The following is a 21,393-nucleotide window of genomic DNA, read 5'->3' as shown; positions in this document are numbered from 1 at the left end:
TCCGTCGAGCCTAGCAAACGCCACCATCCCGCTCCCGTGCGCATGGTCACGGGAGCGGCGGGTGACGGTGGCTCAGCGCTTGAGCGAGTCGCGGATCTCGCGCAGCAGCAGCACTTCCTCGGTCGGCCCGGGCGGCGGCGGCGCCTCGCGGCGCGAGATGCGGTTGATCGCCTTGACCAGCATGAAGATGGCGAAGGCCACGATCACGAACTGGACGATCGCATTGAGGAATTCGCCCACGCCAATGCCCACGGCCGGCACCGGGTTGCCTGCGGCGTCCACGCTGGCTTCCTTCAACACCCAGACCCACTTGGAGAAGTCGACGCCGCCCAGCAGCAGGCCGATCGGCGGCATGATCACCTTCTCCACCAGCGCGGTGACGATCTTGCCGAAGGCGGCGCCGATGACCACGCCCACGGCGAGGTCGATCACGTTGCCGCGCATCGCGAATTCCTTGAACTCGCTGATCATGCCCATGCGTGTCTCCTTGATGTCGGCCCCGGTGCGGGGCCCGCCTAGCCTAACCCGGGGCGCATCGCCGGCGGATCACGCCTCGATGCGTCCCTGCAGGCGCGCGATACCCTCGAGGCTTGCCTCGTAGCGGTCACCCGGCTGCAGCGCGGCGACGCCGGCCGGCGTGCCCATGAACACCAGGTCGCCGGCACGCAGTGCGTACAGTTTCGACAGTTCGTGCAGGATTTCCGGGACGTCCCAGATCAGGTCCGACAGCGGCGCCTGCTGGCGCGGCTGGCCGTTGACGTGCAGCGAGAGCACCCGCGCACCCAGTTCGCCGGCCTCGGCGACGGGCACCAGCTCGCCGATCGGGGCGGACTGGTCGAAGCCCTTGGCCGTGTCCCAGGGCAGGCCCTTGGCCTTGGCCGCGGCCTGCAGGTCGCGGCGGGTCAGGTCCAGCCCGACCGTGTAGCCGAACACCAGCGCCTGGGCCTGTTCCACCGGCAGCACCCCCGGCGGTGCGTCGTGGCCGATGGCCACCACCAGCTCGACTTCGTGGTGCAGGTCGGCGGTGCCCGGCGGATAGGCGACCACCTCGCCGGTGACGATCGCATCGGCCGGCTTCATGAAGAACACCGGCGTGCCGCGCTCGGCTTTCGAGGCCGGCGCGACCGCCCCCATCTCGCGGGCGTGGTCGGCGAAGTTGCGGCCGACGCAGTAGATGCGGTGTACCGGAAAACGGCCGCCGCCGCGCACGTCCACGCGCGGCACGGCGGGAACGGGAATCACGTCCGCCCGGGGGGCGGCGGGGCTGGCCTCGTGGGCGCGTGCGTCACTCATCGATCGGTCCGGCGACGGGGGGCCGGACAGTCTACGCGCAGCGGCCGGGCGGGCGCTCAGCGCGGGGTCGGCAGTTCCGGCTTGCTCACTACCCGGTAGTCGGCGTCGACGACCTGGCCTCCCGCCTGCCGGCGCGCCTGCGGCCTGCGCAACAGGCGCCAGGCCATTCCCGCGGCCAGCATCGCCGCACCGATGAACACCCCGAAGAACACGAGCACGGCCAGGAGCGCGAGCCCGACCAGGCCGAGCGCAACGCGCAGGAGCGGCATCCGTGGCTTGCGCGGCGCGGCGAACAGGCCATGGAGCTGGGTGGTATCGAAACGGAAGGAGCGGGCGTGCATCGGAGTCCACGTGCCAGAATGGCGAACGGTCGCCAGTATCGGCGCCCGCGCCGGCGAGGTTGTGATGGGATCGTTAAACGCTGAACCACTGCTCAGTCTGGAGTCGATCCCGGAGGGCGCGCTGGCCGAGGTCGAGGTGCGCCTGGGCGAGGACGCGGAATCGCTGATCCTGTACCGCCAGGCCAGCGCGGTGCGCGCTTGGCTCAACGTCTGCCCGCACGCCGGCCGCCGCCTGGACTGGGCGCCGGGGCAGTTCCTGAAAAGTCGCGAGGGCCTGCTGGTCTGCGCGGCGCATGGGGCGTCGTTCGAACTGGATGGCGGACTGTGCGTGGCCGGCCCCTGCCGCGGCGATGCGCTGCGCCCGGTCGCGGTGGAAGTGCGAGACGGCCAGGTCTGGCTGTCGCCCTCGCCTTTGTAGGAGCCGATTTATCGGCGACCCGATACGGGATCACCCGCACTGGAACGGGATTAGGGTCGCCGATAAATCGGCTCCTACATTCAATGGCGGGCGGCGGTTCCCTGCACGAGCCCATGCAGGGCACGGGGATTCGGCCGCCGACACGTTCGCCCGCGTCCGAGCCTGGCGAATGCGCCTAGCGGCCGCCCCAGAACATCAGGTTGACCACGCCCACCGCGACCACGGTGTAGACCAGCGCCAGGGGCCCGCCCACGCGCCACAGGTCGCGTGCGGAGTAGTTGGCGGGGCCGGTGATCATCGACATCACCGGGTTGGACGCGGTCATCAGGTTGTTGGAGGCCGACAGCGCGGCGATCAGCGCGAACGCGGTCGGGTCACCGCCCACCGCCAGCGCCAGGTTGATCGCGATCGGCACCATCACGATGGTCGCGCCGACGTGGCTGATCACCAGCGAGAACCCGGTGGTCAGCAGCGCCACCACGATCTGCAGCGCCCACGGCGGGGTGCCGTCGGGCAGCTTGTCCAGGGTGTGGCCGGCGACCCACGCCGCCGCGCCGCTGCTGTCCATCGCCCAGCCCAGCGGGATCAGGCCGGCGGTGAGGAACACGGTCTTCCAGTTGATCGCCGCATAGGCCTCGTCCATCTTCAGCACGCCGGCCAGCAGCATGCCGACCACCCCGGTCATTAGGGTCAGCGCCACCGGCAGCTTGCCGAACAGGGCGATCAGGATCGTCACCGCGAAGATCGCCATGGCGATCTTGAACTTGTGCGGGCGCTGCTCGCCCTTGGGGTAGTCGGTGACCACGGCGAAGTCGCGGCTCTCGGCCGCGCGCGCCAGGTCCTGCCAGATGCCGTGGAAGACCAGCATGTCGCCGGCGCGCAGCGGCATCGAGCGGACCTCGTCGCGGATCACCTGCTTGTCGCGGTTGATCGCCAGCAGGCTGATCCCGGCCTGCTGGCGCAGGCGCAGCTCGCGCGCGGTCTTGCCGATGAAGCGCGAGGTCGGCGGCACCACCGCCTCGGAGATGCCCGCGCGCGCCGGGTTGAACAGGTCGCCCAGGTTGCGCAGCCGCGAGGACATGCGCAGGAAGTGGTTCTGGGCGAAATCGTGGACCTGCTGGCGCGGCCCCATCACGCCGAGCACGCTGCCGACCCAGATGCGCATGTCCGCCGGCGGCGCCAGCCGGGTGTCGTTGCCGGACTTGAGCGCCAGCAGCAGCGGTGCATCGTGCATCGACTCGGCCTCGGCCACCGACATGCCCACCAGCGGGCTTTCGGCACTGACCGCCAGTTCGAACACGTCGCCCTCGATGCCGTAGGTGCGGGCGAAGTAGCTCTCGGTGCGGGCCGGGGTGACGTTCTCGCCGCCGCCGTCTTCCAGCGCCGCCAGCTTGCGGTTGCCGTAGAAGCGGAAGTACAGCAGCGAAGCCGCCAGCAGCACCACGCCCACCGGCGCGGGCGCGAACATCGGCAGCTGCTCCAGCGTGGCCATGCCCGAGGGCAGGTTGTTGTTGGCCGACACCAGCAGGTCGTTGAGCAGGATCAGCGGCGAGTTGCCGACCATGGTCAGCGCCGCGCCCATCACGATCGCCGCCGCCAGCGGCAGCAGCAGGCGCGACATCGCCAGGCCGCTGCGCCCGGACAGCCGCGCGGCCACCGGCAGGTACAGCGCCATCACCGACGGGTTCTGCATGAAGGAGGAGTTGAGGCCGGCCACCAGCGAGGTCATCGCCAGCAGGCGCTGCTCCTTGCCGTGGCCGCGGCGCAGCAGCCAGCCGGCCAGGCGGTTGAGCGCGCCGGTACGGTCCAGGCCCGCGCCGAGCACCATGGTGGCGATGATGCTCATCACCGCGTTGCCGGAGAAGCCGCTGAAGATCTCCTCCGGTGCGATCAGCCCGGTGATGCCCAGCACCACGAGCACCGACAGCGCCACCAGGTCGGCGCGGATGCGCTCGAACAGGAACATGGCCATCGTGAACCCGACCAACCCGAGCACCAGGCGCATGTCGTTGGTCAGGGTCAGGCCGGATTCCATTGCGCGCCGGGGTCCTTAGGGCGTGGCGGAGGCAACGCGCCGGGCGCGACCGGGGCAGGCGGTCCGGGCTGTGTCCGGGTCGGGCGGGGCGTGGCTCATGCTGGGGGCGAGTTTAGCGCCGCCGCGTCGGTGCGGTCATACAGCAGGTCCCACACACCATGGCCCAGGCGCACGCCGCGCCGCTCGAAGTGTGTCTCCGGTCGCCATTCCGGGCGCGGCACGTGGCCGCGCGGCCCGGCGCGGTTGGCCAGTCCGGGCGTGGACTCGAGCACGTCCCACATGTGCTCCGCATACGGCTCCCAGTCGGTGGCCAGGTGCAGGCGCCCGCCCGGGCGAAGCTTGCGCACCAGCAGGGCGGCGAATTCCGGCTGCACCAGCCGGCGCTTGTTGTGGCGCTTCTTGTGCCAGGGGTCCGGGAAATAGATGCGGATCTCGTCCAGGGCGCCGTCGGCGATCTCGTTGCGCAGCACTTCCACCGCATCGTGGTGGTACACGCGCACGTGGTCGCTGCCGTCTTCGGCCAGCGCGTTGAGCAGGCGGCCCACGCCCGGCGCGTGGACCTCCAGGCCGATGTAGTCGCGGGCGGGATCCTGGCGGGCGGCGAAGCGCAGCGCCTCGCCGTTGCCGAAGCCGATCTCAAGCACCTTGGGCGCGCTGCGGCCGAAGGCGGCGTCCAGGTCGCGCGGGGTGCCGGTGTAGTCGAGCCCGAAACGCGGCCAGGCGTCGTCGAACGCGCGCTGCTGGGCCGGGGTGAAGCGGCCCTGCCGCAGCACGAAGCTGCGGATCTCGCGGCGGCCTTCGCCGGCGGTGTAGGGCTTCGGCGGAGCCTTGGCGCCTTCGCTTTCGAACGGGTTGGTCATCGTCAGGCGATCAGGCCGTCCACCGGCGAGGATGCGCTGGCGTAGCGCTTGCGCGGGATGCGGCCGGCCAGGAACGCTTCGCGCCCGGCCTCCACCGCCTTGCGCATCGCGCTGGCCATCAGCACCGGATCCTTCGCCGAGGCGATGGCCGTGTTCATCAGCACGCCGTCGCAGCCCAGCTCCATGGCGATGGCCGCGTCGGAAGCGGTGCCGACGCCGGCGTCGACGATGATCGGCACCTTGGCGTTCTCGATGATCTCCAGCAGCGTGTAGCGGTTCTGGATACCCAGGCCGGAACCAATCGGCGCGGCGAGCGGCATCACCGCGCAGCAGCCGATCTGCTCGAGCTGGCGGGCCAGGATCGGGTCGTCGCTGGTGTAGACCATCACGTCGAAGCCGTCGGCGACCAGCAGCTCGGCGGCCTTGAGCGTCTGCACCACGTCCGGGTAGAGCGTGCGCTGGTCGCCGAGCACCTCGAGCTTGACCAGGTTGTGGCCGTCGAGCAGTTCGCGCGCCAGGCGGCAGGTGCGCACCGCGTCCTCGGCGGTGTAGCAGCCGGCGGTGTTCGGCAGGATGGTGTAGCGCTCCGGCGGCAGCACGTCGAGCAGGTTGGGCTCGCCGGGGTTCTGGCCGATGTTCGTCCGCCGGATGGCGACGGTGACGATCTGCGCGCCGGCGGCCTCGGTGGCGCGGCGGGTCTCGTCGAGGTCCTTGAACTTGCCGGTGCCGGTCAGCAGGCGCGAGTGGAAGGTCCGGCCGGCGATGGCCAGCGGATCACGTGCGGGGGTGTTGTCCATCGGACGATTATGGCCCGCGGCGCCGGGGGCGTGAACCGTCGCCGTCGCCAGCGCCCGGATCGTTGCGGCCGTCCGCCCGCCACGCCTGGCCGGAACAGGCCGAAGGCGGGAACTCGAGGTCGAACCGCATCGGCAAGCGGGGCACCGGCCAACGGCCAATGGCCACCGCCAGGCCGTCTGGCGCGCGGGCGCGGGTTCCCGCCCCCCGGCTGCATGGCCTAACCGCCGCCCAGCGCGTGCACGATCTCGACCCGGTCGCCCGCCTGCAGCGCAAGGCTGTCGTGCGCGGCGCGGGCGACGATCTCGCCGTTGACCTCGACCGCCACCCGGCGCCCGGCCAGGCCCTCGGCCTGCAGCAGGCCGGCGATGGTGGTGCCGCCCGGCAGGGTGCGCGGCTCCCCGTTCAATGCGATGTCCATGGGCGCATTGTCGCATCGCCGCCCCGCTTGCCGCAGCGCAGCGTGAGTGCTGCCGGCCTTTGGGCGGACCATGGCGACCATGCGCATCCGTACGTGATGCGCCGACCGTCCTGCCGGACCCCAGGCAAGAACCCACCAGGAGATTCCATGTCCGCTTCCCGTCCGCTCCGCTCGGCGCTCGCCGTTGCCCTGGCCCTCGCGGCCGCACCGGCCCTCGCGGGCGAGTTCGAAGGTGCCGTCTTCTTCGGCGACAGCCTCACCGATTCCGGGCACTTCCAGAACCAGCTGCCCCCCAGCGTGCGGCCGGTCACCGGCAAGTTCACCACCAACCCGGCCTGGGTCTGGGCCGAGTACCTGGCCGAGCGCTACGAGGGCAACGGCTTCACCGACAACCAGGGCGGCGACAACTACGCCCAGGGCGGCTCGCGGGTGACGGTGCAGAACGGCGCGGCCGAGTCCACGGTGTCGCAGGTCGGCCGCTACCTGGCCGCCAACGGCGGCAAGGCCAATCCCGACACCCTGTACACGGTATGGACGGGCGCCAACGACCTGTTCGCGGTCGCCGCCGGCGCACCGCCGCAGGAGACCCTCGCCACCGCCGTCGGCGGCGTCGTCCAGATCGTCGGCACGCTCGATGCGGCCGGCGCGCGCTACATCCTGGTGCCGAGCCTGCCGGACATGGGCATCACCCCGAATGCGATCGCCGCCGGCCCGGTGGCGCAGGCGACGCTGACCCAGCTGGCCACGACCTACAACACGTCGATGTACGGCGCGCTGGCCCAGGCCGGCTACCGGGTGATCCCGCTGGACACTTTCAGCATGCTGCGCGAAGTGGTGGCCAGCCCAGGCACCTACGGCATGCGCAACGTCACCCAGACCGCCTGCCTGCCGCCCAGCGGCAGCTCGCTGACCTGCAATCCGTCGTCGCTGGTGGCGCCGGACGCCGCCACGACCTACCTGTTCGCCGATGGCGTGCACCCCAGCGGCGGCGCGCACGCGATCCTGGCCGACTACGCCATCTCCGTGCTCGAGGGACCGCAGCTGGTCGGGATCCTGCCGCATTCCGCCCAGGTGATCGGCCGCAGCCGCGCCGACCAAGTCGCCTGGCACCTTCCGCAGGCGCCGGAAGCCGCCGGCCTGAGCTGGTGGGGCGGGTTGCGCGCGGACACCCAGCGCTACGACCATGCCGACCTTTACGACGGCATGGCCCCGGCCGGCCTGTTCGGCCTCGACTGGGCCAATGGCAACGGCCTGGTCGCCGGCGGCTTCCTGGGCTACGGCCGCATGGATGCCGACTTCGGCGGCAACCGCGGCGACTTCCAGCAGGCCGATGCGACCTTCGGCGGCTTCCTCGGCTGGTACGGCGAGCGCAGCTGGGTCAATGCGCAGGCCAGCTACACCAGCCTCGACTACGACGTGACCCGCGACGTGCGCATGGGGCCGGCGATGCGCCGCCATGCCGGGTCCACCGACGGCAGCAACACCGCTTTCGGCATCAACGGCGGCTACGGGTTCGGCGAGGGCGCGTTCCGCCACGGGCCGATCGCCGGCCTGCTGTGGCAGGCCATCGACGTCGACGGCTACAGCGAGGGCAATCCCGCGTCCACCGCGCTGGCCTATTCGGACCAGTCGGTGGATTCGCTGGTCGGCAGCCTGGGCTGGCAGGCCAGCTACGACACCGGCGGCTGGTCGCCGTACCTGCGCGCCACCTGGGACCACGAGTTCGAGGACGGGCAGGAGGAGGTTTTCGCCCGCCTGCAGACCATGCCGGGCCAGGAATATGCGGTTCCCGCCGTGGAGTTCGACGGCGACTACGGCACCGTGGTGCTGGGTGCGCGCTTCGACGCCTTCGGCCTGTCGGCCGATGTCGGCGCGCGTGCCAGTGCGGGCCAGGACGGTGGCAGCGACACCAGCCTGTTCCTCAGCCTGGGCGGCACGTTCTGACCGCCGGGCGGGGCCGGTAGGACGCACCGGGCCGGCGTTGCGCGGCCCGGTGCGGGCGCATAGACTTCCGGACCTCGCGGGTGTAGTTCAATGGTAGAACTGCAGCTTCCCAAGCTGCTAACGTGGGTTCGATTCCCATCACCCGCTCCAAGCCTCGCCTGACGCCGCGGAGACCCGCGGCGTTTCGCGTTCAAGGCCTTCGTGGCCCCGGTGGCGTACCGATGAAGCTGGCGATCCTCTCCCGCAACGCCTCGCTGTATTCCACCCGCCGGCTGGTCGAGGCCGCGCGCCTGCGCGGCCACAGCGTGCGCGTGCTGGACCCGCTGCGCTGCTACATGCGCATCGCGCCCGACGGCTTCTCGATGCGCTACAAGGGCAAGCCGGTGCACGGCTACGACGTGGTGATCCCGCGGATCGGCACCTCGATCACCCGCTATGCCACCGCGGTGCTGCGCCAGTTCGAACTGATGGGCAGCTACACGCCCAATCCCTCCGACGCGATCCTGCGCGCCCGCGACAAGTTGCGCGCGCACCAGTTGCTGGCCGCGCAGGGCATCGGCCTGCCGTCGACCGCGTTCGGGGACAACCCGGACGACACCGACGACCTGCTGTCCCTGCTCGGCCCGCCGCCCCACGTGATCAAGCTCAACGAGGGCACCCAGGGCGCGGGAGTGATGCTGACCGAGAAGGTCTCGGCGTCGCGGGCGGTGGTCGAGACGCTGCGCGGGCTCTATGCCAGCTTCGTGGTCCAGGAGTTCGTTGCCGAGGCCGGCGGCGCGGACCTGCGCTGCTTCGTGGTCGGCGACCGGGTCGTGGCGGCGATGCGCCGCCAGGCGGCGGAGGGCGAGTTCCGCTCCAACCTGCACCGCGGCGGCGAAGCCTCCCCCGCCGAGGCCTCGGCCGAGGAGCAGGCCGTGGCGGTGCGCTCGGCGCGGGCCCTGGGCCTGGGCGTGGCTGGCGTCGACCTGATCCGCTCGCAGCGCGGTCCCCTGGTACTGGAGGTGAACTCCACCCCCGGCCTGGAGGGCGTCGAAGGCGCCTGCCGGGCGGACGTGGCGGGGGCGATCATCGACTTCGTATCAAAAAAAATATCAATATGAATCAGATATTTGCATCGAACTTGTTGGCGTCTCAGGGGGTCTCGAAACGCCCGGTTTAACACCCCTTTAATCGAATCCGGCTTAGGCTCCGTCGGACCGCAGCTCCATCGTCAGGCGGGGATCCTCGTCCCCGCCGTCATACGAGATACGGTAATCGGGGCAATCCTTTGGCCCAGGCGGTTTCCACGGCCTGGGCCTTTTTGTATCCGGACTCCGCCGTTTGCCCGGCCCGGCATCGGCAGGCAGAATCGAGGTGCGGCCGCTCATTGGCGGCTCCTTGCAGTCCCCAATCCATCCCCACGTGCGAGGTCACGGATGAACAAGCTGGTCCTGCTTATTGCCCTTGTGTTGTCGCCCACGTTCGCCGTTGCCAAGATCGCATCGCAGGGCAGCGCGTTCTCGCCGGAGAAGGGCCTGGACGTCAGCCAGTCCTTCGAGGCGCAGCGCAACGCGATCATCAAGGCGCTCGGCGACGGCAAGACCTACAGCGAGATCAGCCCCGACGACCGCAAACGCGTCACCACTTCGCTCGATCGCATCGCCGGCCTGCTGGGCGGCGTCCAGAACGTGGACCAGCTCGCGATCGAGGCCCGGGTCGAGGTCTTCAACGAGCAGGAACTGGTCAACACGCTGCTGACGGAAGCGCGCGAGGACAGCCGCCAGGTCTGCACCCGCGAGAAGAAGGTCGGCTCCCACCGCACCACCACCATGTGCAAGACGGTCGCCGAACGGCGCCGCGACATGGAGCAGAGCCAGGGTGCCCTGCGCACCAACATGCGGGTGGTGTGCGTGCCGGGCGTGAGCTGCCCGGGTACCTGATCACTTGCGACCCGACCCCATGCGCATCCTCGTCATCGAAGACAACAGCGACATCGCGGCCAACCTCGGGGACTACCTCGAGGACCGCGGCCATACCGTCGATTTCGCCGCAGATGGCGTGACCGGACTGCACCTGGCCGTGGTCCACGACTTCGACGCCATCGTGCTCGACCTGAACCTGCCGGGCATGGACGGGATCGAGGTGTGCCGCAAGCTGCGCAACGAAGCGCGCAAGCAGACCCCGGTGCTGATGCTCACCGCCCGTGACAGCCTGGAGAACAAGCTGGCCGGCTTCGACTCCGGCGCCGACGACTACCTGATCAAGCCGTTCGCGCTGCAGGAAGTCGAGGTGCGGCTCAACGCGCTGTCGCGCCGCGGCAAGGGCGTGCAGACCCGGGTGCTGAACACCGGCGACCTCGAGTACAACCTCGACACCCTCGAGGTGCGGCGCGAAGGGCGGCTGCTGCAGCTCAACCCCACCGCGCTCAAGATCCTGCAGGCGCTGATGGAGGCGTCCCCGGCGGTGGTCACGCGCCAGGAACTGGAAACCCGGGTCTGGGGCGAGGAGCTGCCCGATTCCGACTCCCTGCGCGTGCACATCCATGGCCTGCGCGCGGTGGTCGACAAGCCGTTCCCCGTTCCCTACATCCAGACCCGGCACGGCATCGGCTACCGCATCGCGGCGCCCGACGTTGGCAACTGACGGCGCGGCGGCCGACGGCGCCGGTCCCCCGGCGCGCAACCCACGGCGTTTCCGCCGCCGGCTGCGCACCCGCATCATCCTCTCGTTCCTGCTACTGGGCACCGGCCTGACGGCCCTGTTCGCGTTCCTGACCGACTACTCGCGCCAGCGGGTGGAGAACCAGCTGGTCGAGGACGTGCTGAACAGCAATATCGACGAGTTCGCGCGCCGCTTCTACGTGGATCCCAGTCGCAATCCCGACCTGCCGGTGCAGCAGATGCGCGGGCGGGTGGTGAAGCGCGAGGACTTCGAGCTGCTTCGGGTGATGCAGCCGGACTGGTACGAACTTCCGGACGGCATCCACAACATCACCGGCCGCGACGAAAACGGCGAGCAGTTCGCTTACAAGCTGGCGGTGCGCAAGACCCCCGAGGAGTGGTTCTTCCTCGCCTACGACATGACCCAGACGCTGCGCGGCGAGGCCCAGCTCAAGCGCGCGCTGTACGTCTCCATCCTGATCTTCAGCGCACTGTCGCTGGTGATCGGCTGGTGGTCGGCGGCCCGGGTGATGCGGCCGGTGACCGAACTGGCGGCGCGCCTGCGCGCCTACCGCGGCAGCAGCCAGCCGCGCAGGCTGGCACCGCATTTCCCGGAAGACGAGGTTGGCCAGCTGGCCGAGGCGCTCGACGACTACTCCGAGCGGCTGACCGAAGTGGTCCAGCGCGACCGCGAGTTCAACGCCGACGTGAGCCATGAGCTGCGCACGCCGCTGGCGGTGATCAAGGGCGCGGTCGAGCTGCTGCTGTCGCGCCCGGAACTGGACGAGCGCACGCGGGCGCGGTTGCTGCGGATCCAGCGTGCCGAACAGCAATGCAGCGACCTGATCGGCTCTCTGCTGCTGCTCTCGCGCAACGAGCGCGGGCAGGGCCGTAGCGACGTGGCGAGGGTCGCCGAACAGCTGCTCGAATCGCACCGCGCCCAGCTCGGCGGCAAGCCGCTGGAACTGCGGATGGAGGGCGAACCGGGGCTGGTGGTCGATGCCCCGGAAGCGGCGTTGTCGGTGGCGCTCGGCAACCTGGTCGGCAACGCGGTCAAGTACACGCCGCAGGGCGAGGTGCTGCTGCGCCTGCTGGCCGATGCGGTCGAAGTCGTCGACACCGGCCCGGGCTTGAGCGAGGAGGACGCGGCGCGGCTGTTCCAGCGCGGCTACCGCGGCACCCACGCCGGCCACTCGCAGGGCGCGGGCATCGGCCTGTCGATCGTCGGCCGGCTGTGCGACCTCTATGGCTGGGACGTCAGCGTGCGTCCGCGGCAGGACGGCGAGCAGGGCGTGGTGGCGACGCTGTCGTTCGGAGGCGGCAGGCCGCCGGCCACCGCGGGTGGAGCTGGTTGAAGCCCGCCGCTGCCTGCACGCGCCTGTCGCCGCCGCACCTCAGATGTAGTCCAGCCAGCCGCGCGTATCCGGCGTGGTGCCGTCGAACAGGCCGAAGAACAGCTGCTGCAGCCGCCGCGTCACCGGCCCGGGCCTGCCGTCGCCGACCGGTTTGCCATCCACCGAGCGCAGCGGGGTGATTTCGGCGGCGGTGCCGCACATCAGCAGCTCGTCGCACAGGTAGAGGTACTCGCGCGGGATGTCGCGTTCGACCACCTCGATCCCGGCATCGCGCGCGAGCCGGATGATCGAGTCGCGGGTGATGCCGGTCAGGATCGAGGCGCTGGCCGGGGTGGTGTGCAACACGCCGTCGAACACCAGGAACAGGTTCTCGCCGGCGCCTTCGCTCAGCAGCCCGGTCGAGGCCAGGGCGATGCCTTCGCCATAGCCGTGGCGGCGCGCCTCGCGCGTGACCAGCTGTCCGGACAGGTAGTTGCCGCCGGCCTTGGCGCCGGCGGGCACGGTGTTGGGCGCGAACCGCTGCCAGCTGGACACGCAGGCGTCGATGCCCTGCTCCAGCGCCTCCGCGCCGAGGTAGCGGCCGAAATCCAGCGCCGCCACGGCGACGTCGATCGGGGTGTCGGCGGCGATGCCGACGCTGCCTGCGCCACGGAACGCGACCGGCCGCAGGTACGCCGCGCGCAGGCCGTTGGCGCTGACGATGTCGCGGCAGGCCGCGTTGATCTGCTCCAGCGTGTACGGAATGGCGATGTCGTAGATCTTCGCCGAGTTGAACAGGCGCCGGTTGTGGTCGGCCAGGCGGAAGATCGCCGTGCCCTGCGGAGTATCGTATGCGCGGATGCCCTCGAACACCGAGGAGCCGTAGTGGATCGCGTGCGCCATCACGTGGGTGGTGGCCTCGGCCCAGGGCTTGATCGCGCCGTTGTGCCAGATCTTCTCGGGGAACTGCATCGGCCTGCTCCGCGCGGGGGGAGGGGTCTATTCTGCCGCAAGGGCAGGGCGCGGGCAGCGCCGGGTCCGTCCCGACCCGGCACGCCATCGGACGGCGCCTACAGGCTGATCCAGAAGCAGCCGTAATTCCTGCGCAGTCCGAAGACCGTGCGGACCGGGGTAGCGCTGCCGGACAGCGTCTGCTCGACGCGCAGGGCGACCGGTCGCGACCGGGCGGGTGCCGGCGCAGCCGCCGCAACGGGCGCCTGGACGGGGGCGGCTTCGGTCGGCGGAGCGGCGCCGGCGCCTTCACTGCTGTTCCAGCTCGGCATCCATGCCGCCGGACCGCTCGAGGGCGTCGTCGTGGGCTCCTGCGCATCCGCCGGGACTTCCGGCGGCGGCGCAGGCAAGGCCGGCGCGTCGTTGCCCGCGTAGACCGGCGCGATGTCCACCAGCGGCCGTTCGACCACGCCTTCGAGGCGGTCGAGCAGCCGCGCGGCCGACGCGTCGGACACCCCGCTCCAGTCGTAGACGCTGGCCAGGCGGTTGATGTCCTGGCCCTGGATCGCGGCGCCGATCTCGCCGACCAGCTGGCTCAGCCGGCGCGGGCACCCGCCGCGGAACAGGCGCGGCCCTTCTCCCGCCGCGGCCGGTGGCAGGCGCGATACCGCGCCGAGGTCGTCGCAGCGCCGGTCGGTGTAGACCGCCTGTCCATCCGCGCCGATGCAGCGCTGCACCTGCTGGGTGCGCGCCGTTGCCGGCGACGCGGCGAGGACCACGCACGCGAGCAGGGGCAGGAGCCGTTCCATGCCGCCAGCCTAGCCGCGGCCTGCATCCGCGGAAAGCACGCCGGTCACAGGCGCGCGAGCACGGCCTCGGTGGGCCTGGCCAGGTTCAGCGTGTAGAAGTGCAGGCCGGGGGCGCCGCCGGCGACCAGGCGCCGGCACAGGCCGGCGACCAGGTCGGCGCCGAATTCGCGGATCGCCTCGGCGTCGTCGCCGAAGGCCTGCATCCGCTTGCCGATCCAGCGCGGGATCTCCGCGCCGCAGGCTTCGGAGAAGCGTCGCAGCTGGGTGAAGTTGGACACCGGCATGATCCCGGGGACGATCGGCACCTCCACGCCCAGCCGGCGCGCGTCGTCGACGAAACGGAAGTACGCGTCGGCGTTGTAGAAGTACTGGGTGATCGCCGCATCGGCGCCGGCATCGACCTTGGCCTTGAAGTGGCGCAGGTCGGCCAGCGCGTCCTCGGCCTGGGGGTGGGTCTCGGGGTAGGCGGCCACTTCGATCCGGAAGCGGTCGCCGTGTTCGGCGCGGATCAGCTGCACCAGCTCGGCCGCGTAGCGCAGGTCGCCGGGAAAGCCCATGCCGGACGGCAGGTCGCCGCGCAGGGCGACGATGCGGCGGCAGCCGATCGCCCGGTAGAGCTTGAGCAGCTCGCGGATCTCCTCGCGGTTGCCGCCCACGCAGGACAGGTGCGGCGCGGCCTCGAAGCCGTGGTGCTGGTTGAGGTGGCGCACGGTCTCGGAGGTGTAGCTGAGCGTGGAGCCGCCGGCGCCGAAGGTGCAGGACACGTATTCGGGTGCGTGCGCCTTCAGCCTGGCCGCGGCGCGGTCGAGCTGGGTGCGCTGCTCGTCGGTCTTGGGCGGGTAGAACTCGAAGCTGACGGGGGCGGTCATCGCAGGGTTCCGGCGGGTCGGCCCGGATAATATCTCTTTATCGCGATGGATGTGAAGCATTGCTGGACGGTCGCGGTCCCGGCAGCACCGGTCGCTGGCGCGTTTACCCTGTCGCCCCCACCGCCGGACTGCCGCATGTCGATTGTCCTCACCGATTTCGCCCGCGCCCGCCTGTTCCCGCGCACGCCGCGCGGCAATGCGATCCAGGACTGCACGCCCGACCAGTTCGAGCGCCATCTCAACGGGCACGCGCCTGTGAAAGTGCTGGATGGCTACGCGCCGTTCTGCAAGCTGCACGTCCACCGCAACTGGACCTCGACCCGCTGCCTGACCGTGCCGGTGACGGCGCAAAACCGGCACCTGCTGCGTTCGGCCTACGAGGCGCGCAGCCGCGAGGAGTTGCCGGTGCTGGTGCGCTGGTTCGAGGGCGTGCAGCCGCCGGTGGCCGAGTACCTGGTCGTGATCCTCTACAGCCGCGAGCAGCTGGCACGGGAGGGGACGCCGATCGAAGCCGACTGGGGCGTGGTCGGCTGCCTCTACACCCTGCAGCCGGAGGAGATCCCGATGGCGCCGGTGACCATGATGCGCAATGCGCTGGGCGTGGACGAGGGCGGGTCGGGCGTGCCGCTGGACCGCGAGGCCTACCGGCGCAGCGTCGAGTTTTGGGAGGCCAACGCCAACTGGCGTCCCTGAGCGGCCGGCCTCGAGCCTTGCCGTGTTCCCCGGGGCCGGCAGGCCTTCAGGATCCGGCGTCGGCTGCCGATGTAGGTCAGGTCCCCCTCCCTCCGGGTGGTCGCGTCGCCGCGAGCGTGTGGCAGCGCGGGGACCAATCTTCGTCGGCCATTCCCGCAGGTGCGCATGGGTACGTTCCCGATCATCCTCATGACTGTCCTCGGTGGCTGGGCGATGCTGGCGACGGTCCTTGCCCTGGTCTGGGGCGGCCGCCTGCGCCGCGAGCGCCTGGACCACGAGGCCGCGCAGCAGCACAACGCCCGCTATCGCGCCGCCGTGCGCAGGCTCGAGGAGCGCGCGGCCGCCACCGCCGCGCAGTTCGAGGCGCTTGAACGCGACTACCTGGCACTGAAGCGGAACGTCGACGCGGACGCCGGTGCGCAGGCGCGGGAGCAGGGCCAGTCGGCTGCGGGGCGTTCGTTCCCGATGGTGGTGGTCGACAGCCTCGACATCTCCGCCGAGATCGGCCTGCTGTTCGAGCACGTGGCCCGCGTGGCCGCGGCGATCCGCGGCTACAGCGCGTTCACCCGCGGGCACCACGGCCCCGAACCGGCGAAGGCCCGCTACGACCTGCTTTGGCTGTCCGACTGCCTGCATACCTTCGACCGGGTCGGCCGGGCGCTGGCCGGCGGCAACCAGCAGGCGCTCGCGGCGGCCTGCGAGGAGCTGCTGTCGATGTACGACATGTATCCGCGCGATGGCTCCGGCTACGACAGCCGCGACACGTTCCGGCGACTGGCCGAGCGGGTGCCGCTGGGCGCGGTGACCGAGGCGATGCGCTCGATCGCGCTGAAGGTTGCTTCGGCGCCGGACGCCGGGGAGACCGGCATACGCCATGTGGAACCGGAGCGTCCCCATGCCGCCGCCCCGTTGCCGCCCGCGACAGCGGTTCCGGTCGCGGCCGGTGCCGCCTGAGCGGTTGCCTGGGGGCGGCTCCGTGCCGCCCGCACACTGCCCGGAACGGAAACGGGCGCCTTGCGGCGCCCGCTCTTGCAGTCCGATCGCTGGTCGCGGTCAGTAGCGGTAGTGCTCGGGCTTGTACGGCCCTTCCACGGCCACGCCGAGGTAGTCGGCCTGGGCCTGGGTCAGCCGGGTCAGCTTCACGCCGATCTTCTCCAGGTGCAGGCGCGCCACTTCCTCGTCCAGCTTCTTGGGCAGGCGGTACACGGTCTTCTCGTAGACGTCCCTGTTCGCCCACAGGTCGATCTGGGCCAGGGTCTGGTTGGAGAAGCTGTTGGACATCACGAACGACGGGTGGCCGGTGGCGCAGCCCAGGTTGACCAGGCGGCCCTCGGCCAGCAGGAAGATGCTGTTGCCTGCATTCCCGTTGGAAGCCGCGAAGGTGAACTTGTCCACCTGCGGCTTGATGTTGGTCTTCACCGCGCCGGACGCGTACAGCGCGTCGACCTGGATCTCGTTGTCGAAGTGGCCGATGTTGCAGACGATGGCCTGGTCCTTCATCGCCTTCATGTGCTCGAGGGTGATGATGTCCTTGTTGCCGGTGGTGGTGACGTAGATGTCGGCCGTGCCGAGGCTGTCCTCGACGGTGGCGACCTCGAAGCCCTCCATCGCCGCCTGCAGCGCGCAGATCGGGTCGATTTCAGTGACGATCACGCGGGCGCCGTAGGCGCGCAGCGAATGCGCCGAGCCCTTGCCGACGTCGCCGTAACCGCAGACCACGGCGACCTTGCCGGCCAGCATCACGTCCATCGCGCGCTTGAGGCCGTCGGCCAACGACTCGCGGCAGCCGTACAGGTTGTCGAACTTGCTCTTGGTCACCGAGTCGTTGACGTTGATCGCCGGCACCAGCAGGGTGCCGGCCTCGGCAAGCTGGTAGAGGCGGTGCACGCCGGTGGTGGTCTCCTCCGACACGCCCTTCCAGTCCTTGACCACGCGCGCCCAGTAGCCGGGACGCTCCCTGGCCACGCGCTTGAGCAGGTCCTTGATCACCTGCTCCTCGTGGTTGCCCGACGGGGTGTTGACCCAGTCGCTGCCGTTCTCCAGCTCGTATCCCTTGTGGATCAGCAGGGTCACGTCGCCGCCGTCGTCGACCACCAGCTCCGGGCCGGTGAGGGTGCCGTCGGCCAGGGTGAAGGTGAGCGCGTCCAGGGTGCAGTCCCAGTACTCCTCCAGGGTCTCGCCCTTCCAGGCGAACACCGGCGTGCCCGACGCGGCGATCGCGGCGGCGGCATGGTCCTGGGTCGAGAAGATGTTGCACGAGGCCCAGCGCACGTCGGCGCCGATGTCCTTCAGGGTCTCGATCAACACCGCGGTCTGGATGGTCATGTGCAGCGAGCCGGTGACGCGCACGCCCTTGAGCGGCTGCGCGGCGGCGTGCTTGCGGCGGATGGACATCAGGCCCGGCATCTCGTGCTCGGCGATGTCGATCTCCTTGCGGCCCCAGTCGGCCAGGGAGATGTCGGCGACCTTGTAGTCGCCCTCGGTCGAAAAGGTCTTGGGCAGTGCGTTCATGGTGTGCTCCGGGTCTATGGCGAGACGGGTCTCGCTGTCGCCGGGCGCCGTTGTCGCGGTAATGCCATGCCGAGCCTGGCCGTGGATCGAAGCCACACGAAGTGCGGCTCTGCGGAAGATCCGCATGTCCATGGTCGCAGCGCCCCTCGGCGGGCGGCGCGCATTATATCGGTCCATCGGGATCGGTGGATGAACCCGGTGGCACCTGGGGGTCGCGGCGGCGGGCCCGCCTCGGGCCGGGCCGGATCTGGTGCTGCTGAAACTTTTGCGGCGCCGCACAAAACGCGGCTAAGCTCGGAGGTCGCCTTCCACTCCTGCCGCGCGTGTCGATGAACGCTCCCCGCCAGCTCGAATTCGCCCCACCGGACCTGCCCCTGCGCGACGACGTGCGTCGCCTCGGCGCGCTGGTCGGCGACATGCTTGCCGAACAGGTTTCGCCGGCCTTCCTCGAGGAGGTCGAGCGGGTGCGCACCACCGCGATCGCGCGGCGCCAGAACGGCGGGTCGATGGAATCGCTGTCGGCGCTGCTCGACGGGCTGGAGCCGGCGCACGCCGAGGCGCTGGTGCGTGCCTTCAGCACGTACTTCCAGGTGGTCAACATCGCCGAACGCGTGCATCGCATCCGCCGCCGCCGCGACTACCAGCGCGCCGATACCGGGACGCCACAGCCGGAGAGCCTGCACGATGCGCTGCTGCGCCTGAAGCGCCAGGACGTCTCGCCCGACGAGCTGCGCGACTGGCTGGAACGCATCGATATCGAGCCGGTGTTCACCGCCCACCCGACCGAGGCGGTGCGGCGTGCGCTGCTGGAGAAGGAACAGATCATGGTCGCGGCGCTGATCGACGACCTCGACGGCGCACGCACGCCCGGCGAACGCGCCGCCGACCTGGCCCGCTTCCGCATGGCCTTGACGTCGGCCTGGCAGACCGCCGACTCCTCGCCGGTGCGCCCGGGGGTGGAGGACGAACGCGAGCACGTGGGCTTCTACCTCACCGAGGTCCTGTACCGGGTGATGCCGGTGTTCTACGAGACCCTGGACCACGCCATCGGCGAGTACTTCGGCATCGCCACCGACCTGCCGCGGCTGGTGCGCTTCGGCACCTGGGTCGGCGGCGACATGGACGGCAACCCGAATGTCGACGCGACAACCATCCGCAGCACGCTCGACGCGCAGCGCCGCGCGATCCTGGGCAGGTACCGCGCCGAGCTGCAGCAGCTGACCCACGTGCTGAGCCAGTCCACCGGCGTGGTCGGGGTCGATGCGCAGGTGCTGGCGCAGGTCGAGCGCTACCGCGGGCTGCTGCCCGAGGCCGCCGCCGCCGCCCGCCCGCGCCATGCGGACATGCCGTACCGCCTGTTGATCGACCTGATGGCCGCGCGCCTGCAGGCGACGCTTGAAGACCGCGCCGAGGGCTACGGTTCCCCGCGCGAGTTCGCCGACGACATCGACCTGATCCGGCAAAGCCTGGAGCACAACCGCGGCGTGCACGCGGGCTGGTTCTCGGTGCGCCGGCTGGTGTGGCGGCTGCGCACCTTCGGCTTCCACCTGGCGCGGCTGGACGTGCGCCAGGAATCGGGCGTGCACGCGCGCGCGGTGGCCGCGGCGCTGGAAGACGAGCAGTGGGAGTCGCGCGGACCGGTGGAGCAGGCGGCGCGGCTGGGCCCGTATGCGGGCGGAAGCCGGGTGTTGCCGGCGGTCGACGAGCCGGGCAACGCGCGCCTGGACGCGGTCTTTGCCGCGCTCAGCGACGCGCGCCGCCGGCATGGCCCCGACGCATTGGGCGCCTACATCATCAGCATGGCGCGCAGCCGTGCCGACGTGCTCACCGTGCTGGCGCTGGCCCGCCGCGGCGGCCTGGTCGAGGACGGGCAGGTGCCGCTGGACATCGCGCCGCTGTTCGAGACCGTCGACGACCTGCGCCAGGGTCCCGACACCCTGCGCGACCTGCTCGCCGACCCGGTCTACCGCCAACACCTGGCCGCGCGCGGCAACGTGCAGATGGTGATGCTCGGCTATTCCGACAGCGGCAAGGACGGCGGCATCGCGGCGTCGCGCTGGGGCCTGCAGCGCGCCCAGGTCGAGCTGATGCAGGCGGCCGAGGAGCTGGGCATCAAGCTGACGTTCTTCCATGGCCGCGGCGGCTCGCTCAGCCGCGGCGGCAGCAAGACCTCGCGCGCGGTGGATGCGTCGCCGCGCGGCAGCGTAGACGGCCGCCTGCGCGTGACCGAGCAGGGCGAGGCGATCCACCGCAAGTTCGGCATCCGCGCCCTGGCGCTCCGCTCACTGGAGCAGGCCACCGGCGCGGTACTGGTGTCCAGCATCCGGCCCCGCGCGCCGGAGCCGCGCGAGGCGAAATGGCGCGAGGTGATGGACGCCGTGGCGCAGGCCAGCAGCCAGGCCTACCGGGGCTTCGTCGGTGCGCCGCGCTTCATGGATTATTTCCGCAGCGCCACCCCGATCGACGTCATCGAGCGGATGACCCTGGGCTCGCGCCCGTCGCGCCGGCTGGGCCAGGACGCGGCGCTGTCGAACCTGCGCGCGATCCCCTGGGTATTCGCCTGGAGCCAGGCGCGCGCGGTGATCCCCGGCTGGTACGGCGTGGGCACGGGCCTGCAGGCGGCGGTGGACCGTTTCGGCGAGGAAGCCCTGCGCGAGATGGGCCGGGACTGGCCGTTCTTCAAGACCTTCCTCGACGACGTCTCGATGGTCCTGGCCAAGGGCGACATGGGCATCGCCGGGATGTTCTCGCGCCTGGCTGGCGAGGAACTCCACGGCGAGTTCTTCCCGCGGGTGCAGGCCGAGCATGCGCTCACGCGGCGATGGGTCCTGGCCCTGAACGGCAACGAGTTCCTGCTGCAGCACGACCAGCGCCTGGCCCTGTCGATCCGCCTGCGCAATCCGTACGTGGATCCGATCAGCGTGCTGCAGGCGGACCTGCTTGAGCGGTGGCGCGCCAGCGGCCGCGAGGACGATGCGCTGCTGCGCGCGTTGGTGGCCAGCGTCAATGGCGTCTCGCAGGGCGTTCAGAACACCGGCTGACGGCGGGTTCCGATCCGGTCCGCCTTCGCGCCCGCGCGCCCGCGCGCCCGCGCTCCCGCGCCGGGCCGGATGGAAGGCCGACGACGGCACGTCCTCGCCGAAGCCGGGCGGAAGCGGAAGCCGAAGCAAGAGCATCGTGTTGCGTGGGCTTCGGACGGGGCCGCCGTCCTGCCGCCATGGGGGTCGTCGCTCGCGCCGGCGTCCCTGCCTCAGCTCGCGACCGCGGCACATCCCTGTGCCGCTCGACCCCCATGGCGACAGGACGACGTCCTTCGGCGCGGGTGGGGCATGGCTTCGTTCCTTCGCCGCGGGGCGCGGCATCCGGTTAGGCGATGCGGTCCATGGCGGACATCGGTATGGCCGGGATTGCTGGTCTGCGAGGCCATAGAGCCACCAGGCATGGCTCCTACGATCGGAGCCATGACCTGCACGTTGGGCG

Annotated in this window: 20 protein-coding genes, 1 tRNA gene and 1 riboswitch; of the genes, 10 read left to right on the top strand and 11 right to left on the bottom strand. The window is 70.6% G+C overall.

Features of this window, described 5'->3' with window-relative positions:
• Nucleotides 1-72: 72 nt before the first annotated feature.
• From mscL to ABKA19_RS14615, 3 genes are all read right to left on the bottom strand, one after another.
• Nucleotides 73-477: a large-conductance mechanosensitive channel protein MscL gene (gene mscL, locus ABKA19_RS14625; protein ID WP_162377677.1), complete on the bottom strand. Its 405-nt coding sequence runs from the start codon at nt 475-477 to the stop codon at nt 73-75.
• Between the two features lie 69 nt (nt 478-546).
• On the bottom strand, nt 547-1,293 hold the full coding sequence (locus ABKA19_RS14620) for a fumarylacetoacetate hydrolase family protein (RefSeq protein ID WP_353689522.1): 747 nt from the start codon (nt 1,291-1,293) through the stop codon (nt 547-549).
• 56 nt (nt 1,294-1,349) lie between these two features.
• Complete coding sequence (locus ABKA19_RS14615; RefSeq protein ID WP_353689521.1) at nt 1,350-1,634, bottom strand: hypothetical protein; 285 nt, start codon at nt 1,632-1,634, stop codon at nt 1,350-1,352.
• Between the two features lie 64 nt (nt 1,635-1,698).
• Here ABKA19_RS14615 and ABKA19_RS14610 point away from each other — a divergent pair, with 64 nt between their 5' ends.
• A complete protein-coding gene (locus tag ABKA19_RS14610) occupies nt 1,699-2,052 on the top strand; it encodes a Rieske (2Fe-2S) protein (protein ID WP_353689520.1) in 354 nt (117 codons plus the stop codon).
• A 175-nt stretch (nt 2,053-2,227) separates the two neighbouring features.
• Here ABKA19_RS14610 and ABKA19_RS14605 read toward each other — a convergent pair whose 3' ends face one another.
• The 4 genes from ABKA19_RS14605 to thiS all read right to left on the bottom strand — a co-directional run bounded on the left by ABKA19_RS14605 (nt 2,228) and on the right by thiS (nt 6,163).
• Nucleotides 2,228-4,087, bottom strand: coding sequence for an SLC13 family permease (locus tag ABKA19_RS14605; RefSeq protein WP_353689519.1), 1,860 nt, complete (start codon nt 4,085-4,087; stop codon nt 2,228-2,230).
• 95 nt (nt 4,088-4,182) lie between these two features.
• A complete protein-coding gene (gene trmB / locus ABKA19_RS14600; protein ID WP_353689518.1) occupies nt 4,183-4,947 on the bottom strand; it encodes a tRNA (guanosine(46)-N7)-methyltransferase TrmB in 765 nt (254 codons plus the stop codon).
• A gap of 2 nt (nt 4,948-4,949) precedes the next feature.
• Nucleotides 4,950-5,744, bottom strand: a complete 795-nt coding sequence (locus ABKA19_RS14595; protein ID WP_162377683.1) for a thiazole synthase — start codon at nt 5,742-5,744, stop codon at nt 4,950-4,952.
• A 218-nt stretch (nt 5,745-5,962) separates the two neighbouring features.
• Complete coding sequence (gene thiS / locus ABKA19_RS14590; RefSeq protein ID WP_162377684.1) at nt 5,963-6,163, bottom strand: sulfur carrier protein ThiS; 201 nt, start codon at nt 6,161-6,163, stop codon at nt 5,963-5,965.
• A gap of 147 nt (nt 6,164-6,310) precedes the next feature.
• Here thiS and ABKA19_RS14585 point away from each other — a divergent pair, with 147 nt between their 5' ends.
• The 6 genes from ABKA19_RS14585 to ABKA19_RS14560 all read left to right on the top strand — a co-directional run bounded on the left by ABKA19_RS14585 (nt 6,311) and on the right by ABKA19_RS14560 (nt 12,101).
• Nucleotides 6,311-8,107: an autotransporter outer membrane beta-barrel domain-containing protein gene (locus ABKA19_RS14585; protein WP_353689517.1), complete on the top strand. Its 1,797-nt coding sequence runs from the start codon at nt 6,311-6,313 to the stop codon at nt 8,105-8,107.
• A gap of 76 nt (nt 8,108-8,183) precedes the next feature.
• A tRNA-Gly gene (locus tag ABKA19_RS14580) sits at nt 8,184-8,257 on the top strand.
• Between the two features lie 71 nt (nt 8,258-8,328).
• A complete protein-coding gene (gene rimK, locus ABKA19_RS14575; protein WP_353689516.1) occupies nt 8,329-9,207 on the top strand; it encodes a 30S ribosomal protein S6--L-glutamate ligase in 879 nt (292 codons plus the stop codon).
• Between the two features lie 315 nt (nt 9,208-9,522).
• The gene (locus ABKA19_RS14570; RefSeq protein ID WP_353689515.1) at nt 9,523-10,026 is read left to right on the top strand and encodes a hypothetical protein; all 504 of its coding nucleotides are present in this window, start codon (nt 9,523-9,525) and stop codon (nt 10,024-10,026) included.
• A gap of 19 nt (nt 10,027-10,045) precedes the next feature.
• Nucleotides 10,046-10,729, top strand: a complete 684-nt coding sequence (locus tag ABKA19_RS14565) for a response regulator transcription factor (protein ID WP_162377687.1) — start codon at nt 10,046-10,048, stop codon at nt 10,727-10,729.
• Nucleotides 10,719-12,101 (top strand): sensor histidine kinase, encoded by a 1,383-nt coding sequence (locus ABKA19_RS14560; protein WP_353689514.1) that lies wholly within the window; start codon nt 10,719-10,721, stop codon nt 12,099-12,101. The genes ABKA19_RS14565 and ABKA19_RS14560 overlap by 11 nt, the downstream gene beginning before the upstream one ends.
• Before the next feature lie 39 nt (nt 12,102-12,140).
• Here ABKA19_RS14560 and ABKA19_RS14555 read toward each other — a convergent pair whose 3' ends face one another.
• The 3 genes from ABKA19_RS14555 to metF all read right to left on the bottom strand — a co-directional run bounded on the left by ABKA19_RS14555 (nt 12,141) and on the right by metF (nt 14,709).
• Nucleotides 12,141-13,052 carry a branched-chain amino acid transaminase gene (locus ABKA19_RS14555; protein WP_353689513.1) on the bottom strand — a complete coding sequence of 304 codons (912 nt, stop codon included), beginning with the start codon at nt 13,050-13,052 and terminating at the stop codon, nt 12,141-12,143.
• Nucleotides 13,053-13,150: 98 nt separating this feature from the next.
• On the bottom strand, nt 13,151-13,840 hold the full coding sequence (locus ABKA19_RS14550) for a hypothetical protein (protein WP_353689512.1): 690 nt from the start codon (nt 13,838-13,840) through the stop codon (nt 13,151-13,153).
• 44 nt (nt 13,841-13,884) lie between these two features.
• The gene (gene metF / locus ABKA19_RS14545) at nt 13,885-14,709 is read right to left on the bottom strand and encodes a methylenetetrahydrofolate reductase [NAD(P)H] (RefSeq protein WP_353689511.1); all 825 of its coding nucleotides are present in this window, start codon (nt 14,707-14,709) and stop codon (nt 13,885-13,887) included.
• 135 nt (nt 14,710-14,844) lie between these two features.
• Here metF and ABKA19_RS14540 point away from each other — a divergent pair, with 135 nt between their 5' ends.
• On the top strand, nt 14,845-15,402 hold the full coding sequence (locus ABKA19_RS14540; protein ID WP_353689510.1) for a DUF3228 family protein: 558 nt from the start codon (nt 14,845-14,847) through the stop codon (nt 15,400-15,402).
• Between the two features lie 165 nt (nt 15,403-15,567).
• Nucleotides 15,568-16,356, top strand: coding sequence for a hypothetical protein (locus ABKA19_RS14535; protein WP_353689509.1), 789 nt, complete (start codon nt 15,568-15,570; stop codon nt 16,354-16,356).
• Nucleotides 16,357-16,455: 99 nt separating this feature from the next.
• Here the strand turns inward: ABKA19_RS14535 and ahcY are convergent, their stop codons facing one another.
• A complete protein-coding gene (gene ahcY / locus ABKA19_RS14530) occupies nt 16,456-17,913 on the bottom strand; it encodes an adenosylhomocysteinase (RefSeq protein WP_353689508.1) in 1,458 nt (485 codons plus the stop codon).
• A 35-nt stretch (nt 17,914-17,948) separates the two neighbouring features.
• Nucleotides 17,949-18,067: riboswitch (S-adenosyl-L-homocysteine riboswitch) on the bottom strand.
• Between the two features lie 175 nt (nt 18,068-18,242).
• Between ahcY and ppc the strand changes: the two genes are divergently transcribed.
• The gene (gene ppc / locus ABKA19_RS14525; RefSeq protein WP_162377694.1) at nt 18,243-20,954 is read left to right on the top strand and encodes a phosphoenolpyruvate carboxylase; all 2,712 of its coding nucleotides are present in this window, start codon (nt 18,243-18,245) and stop codon (nt 20,952-20,954) included.
• Nucleotides 20,955-21,393 lie beyond the last annotated feature (439 nt).

Source organism: Pseudoxanthomonas sp. Soil82 (assembly GCF_040446535.1).
GTDB classification, from domain to species: Bacteria; Pseudomonadota; Gammaproteobacteria; order Xanthomonadales; family Xanthomonadaceae; genus Pseudoxanthomonas; species Pseudoxanthomonas kaohsiungensis.
This window is presented reverse-complemented; position numbering and strand designations above follow the sequence as displayed.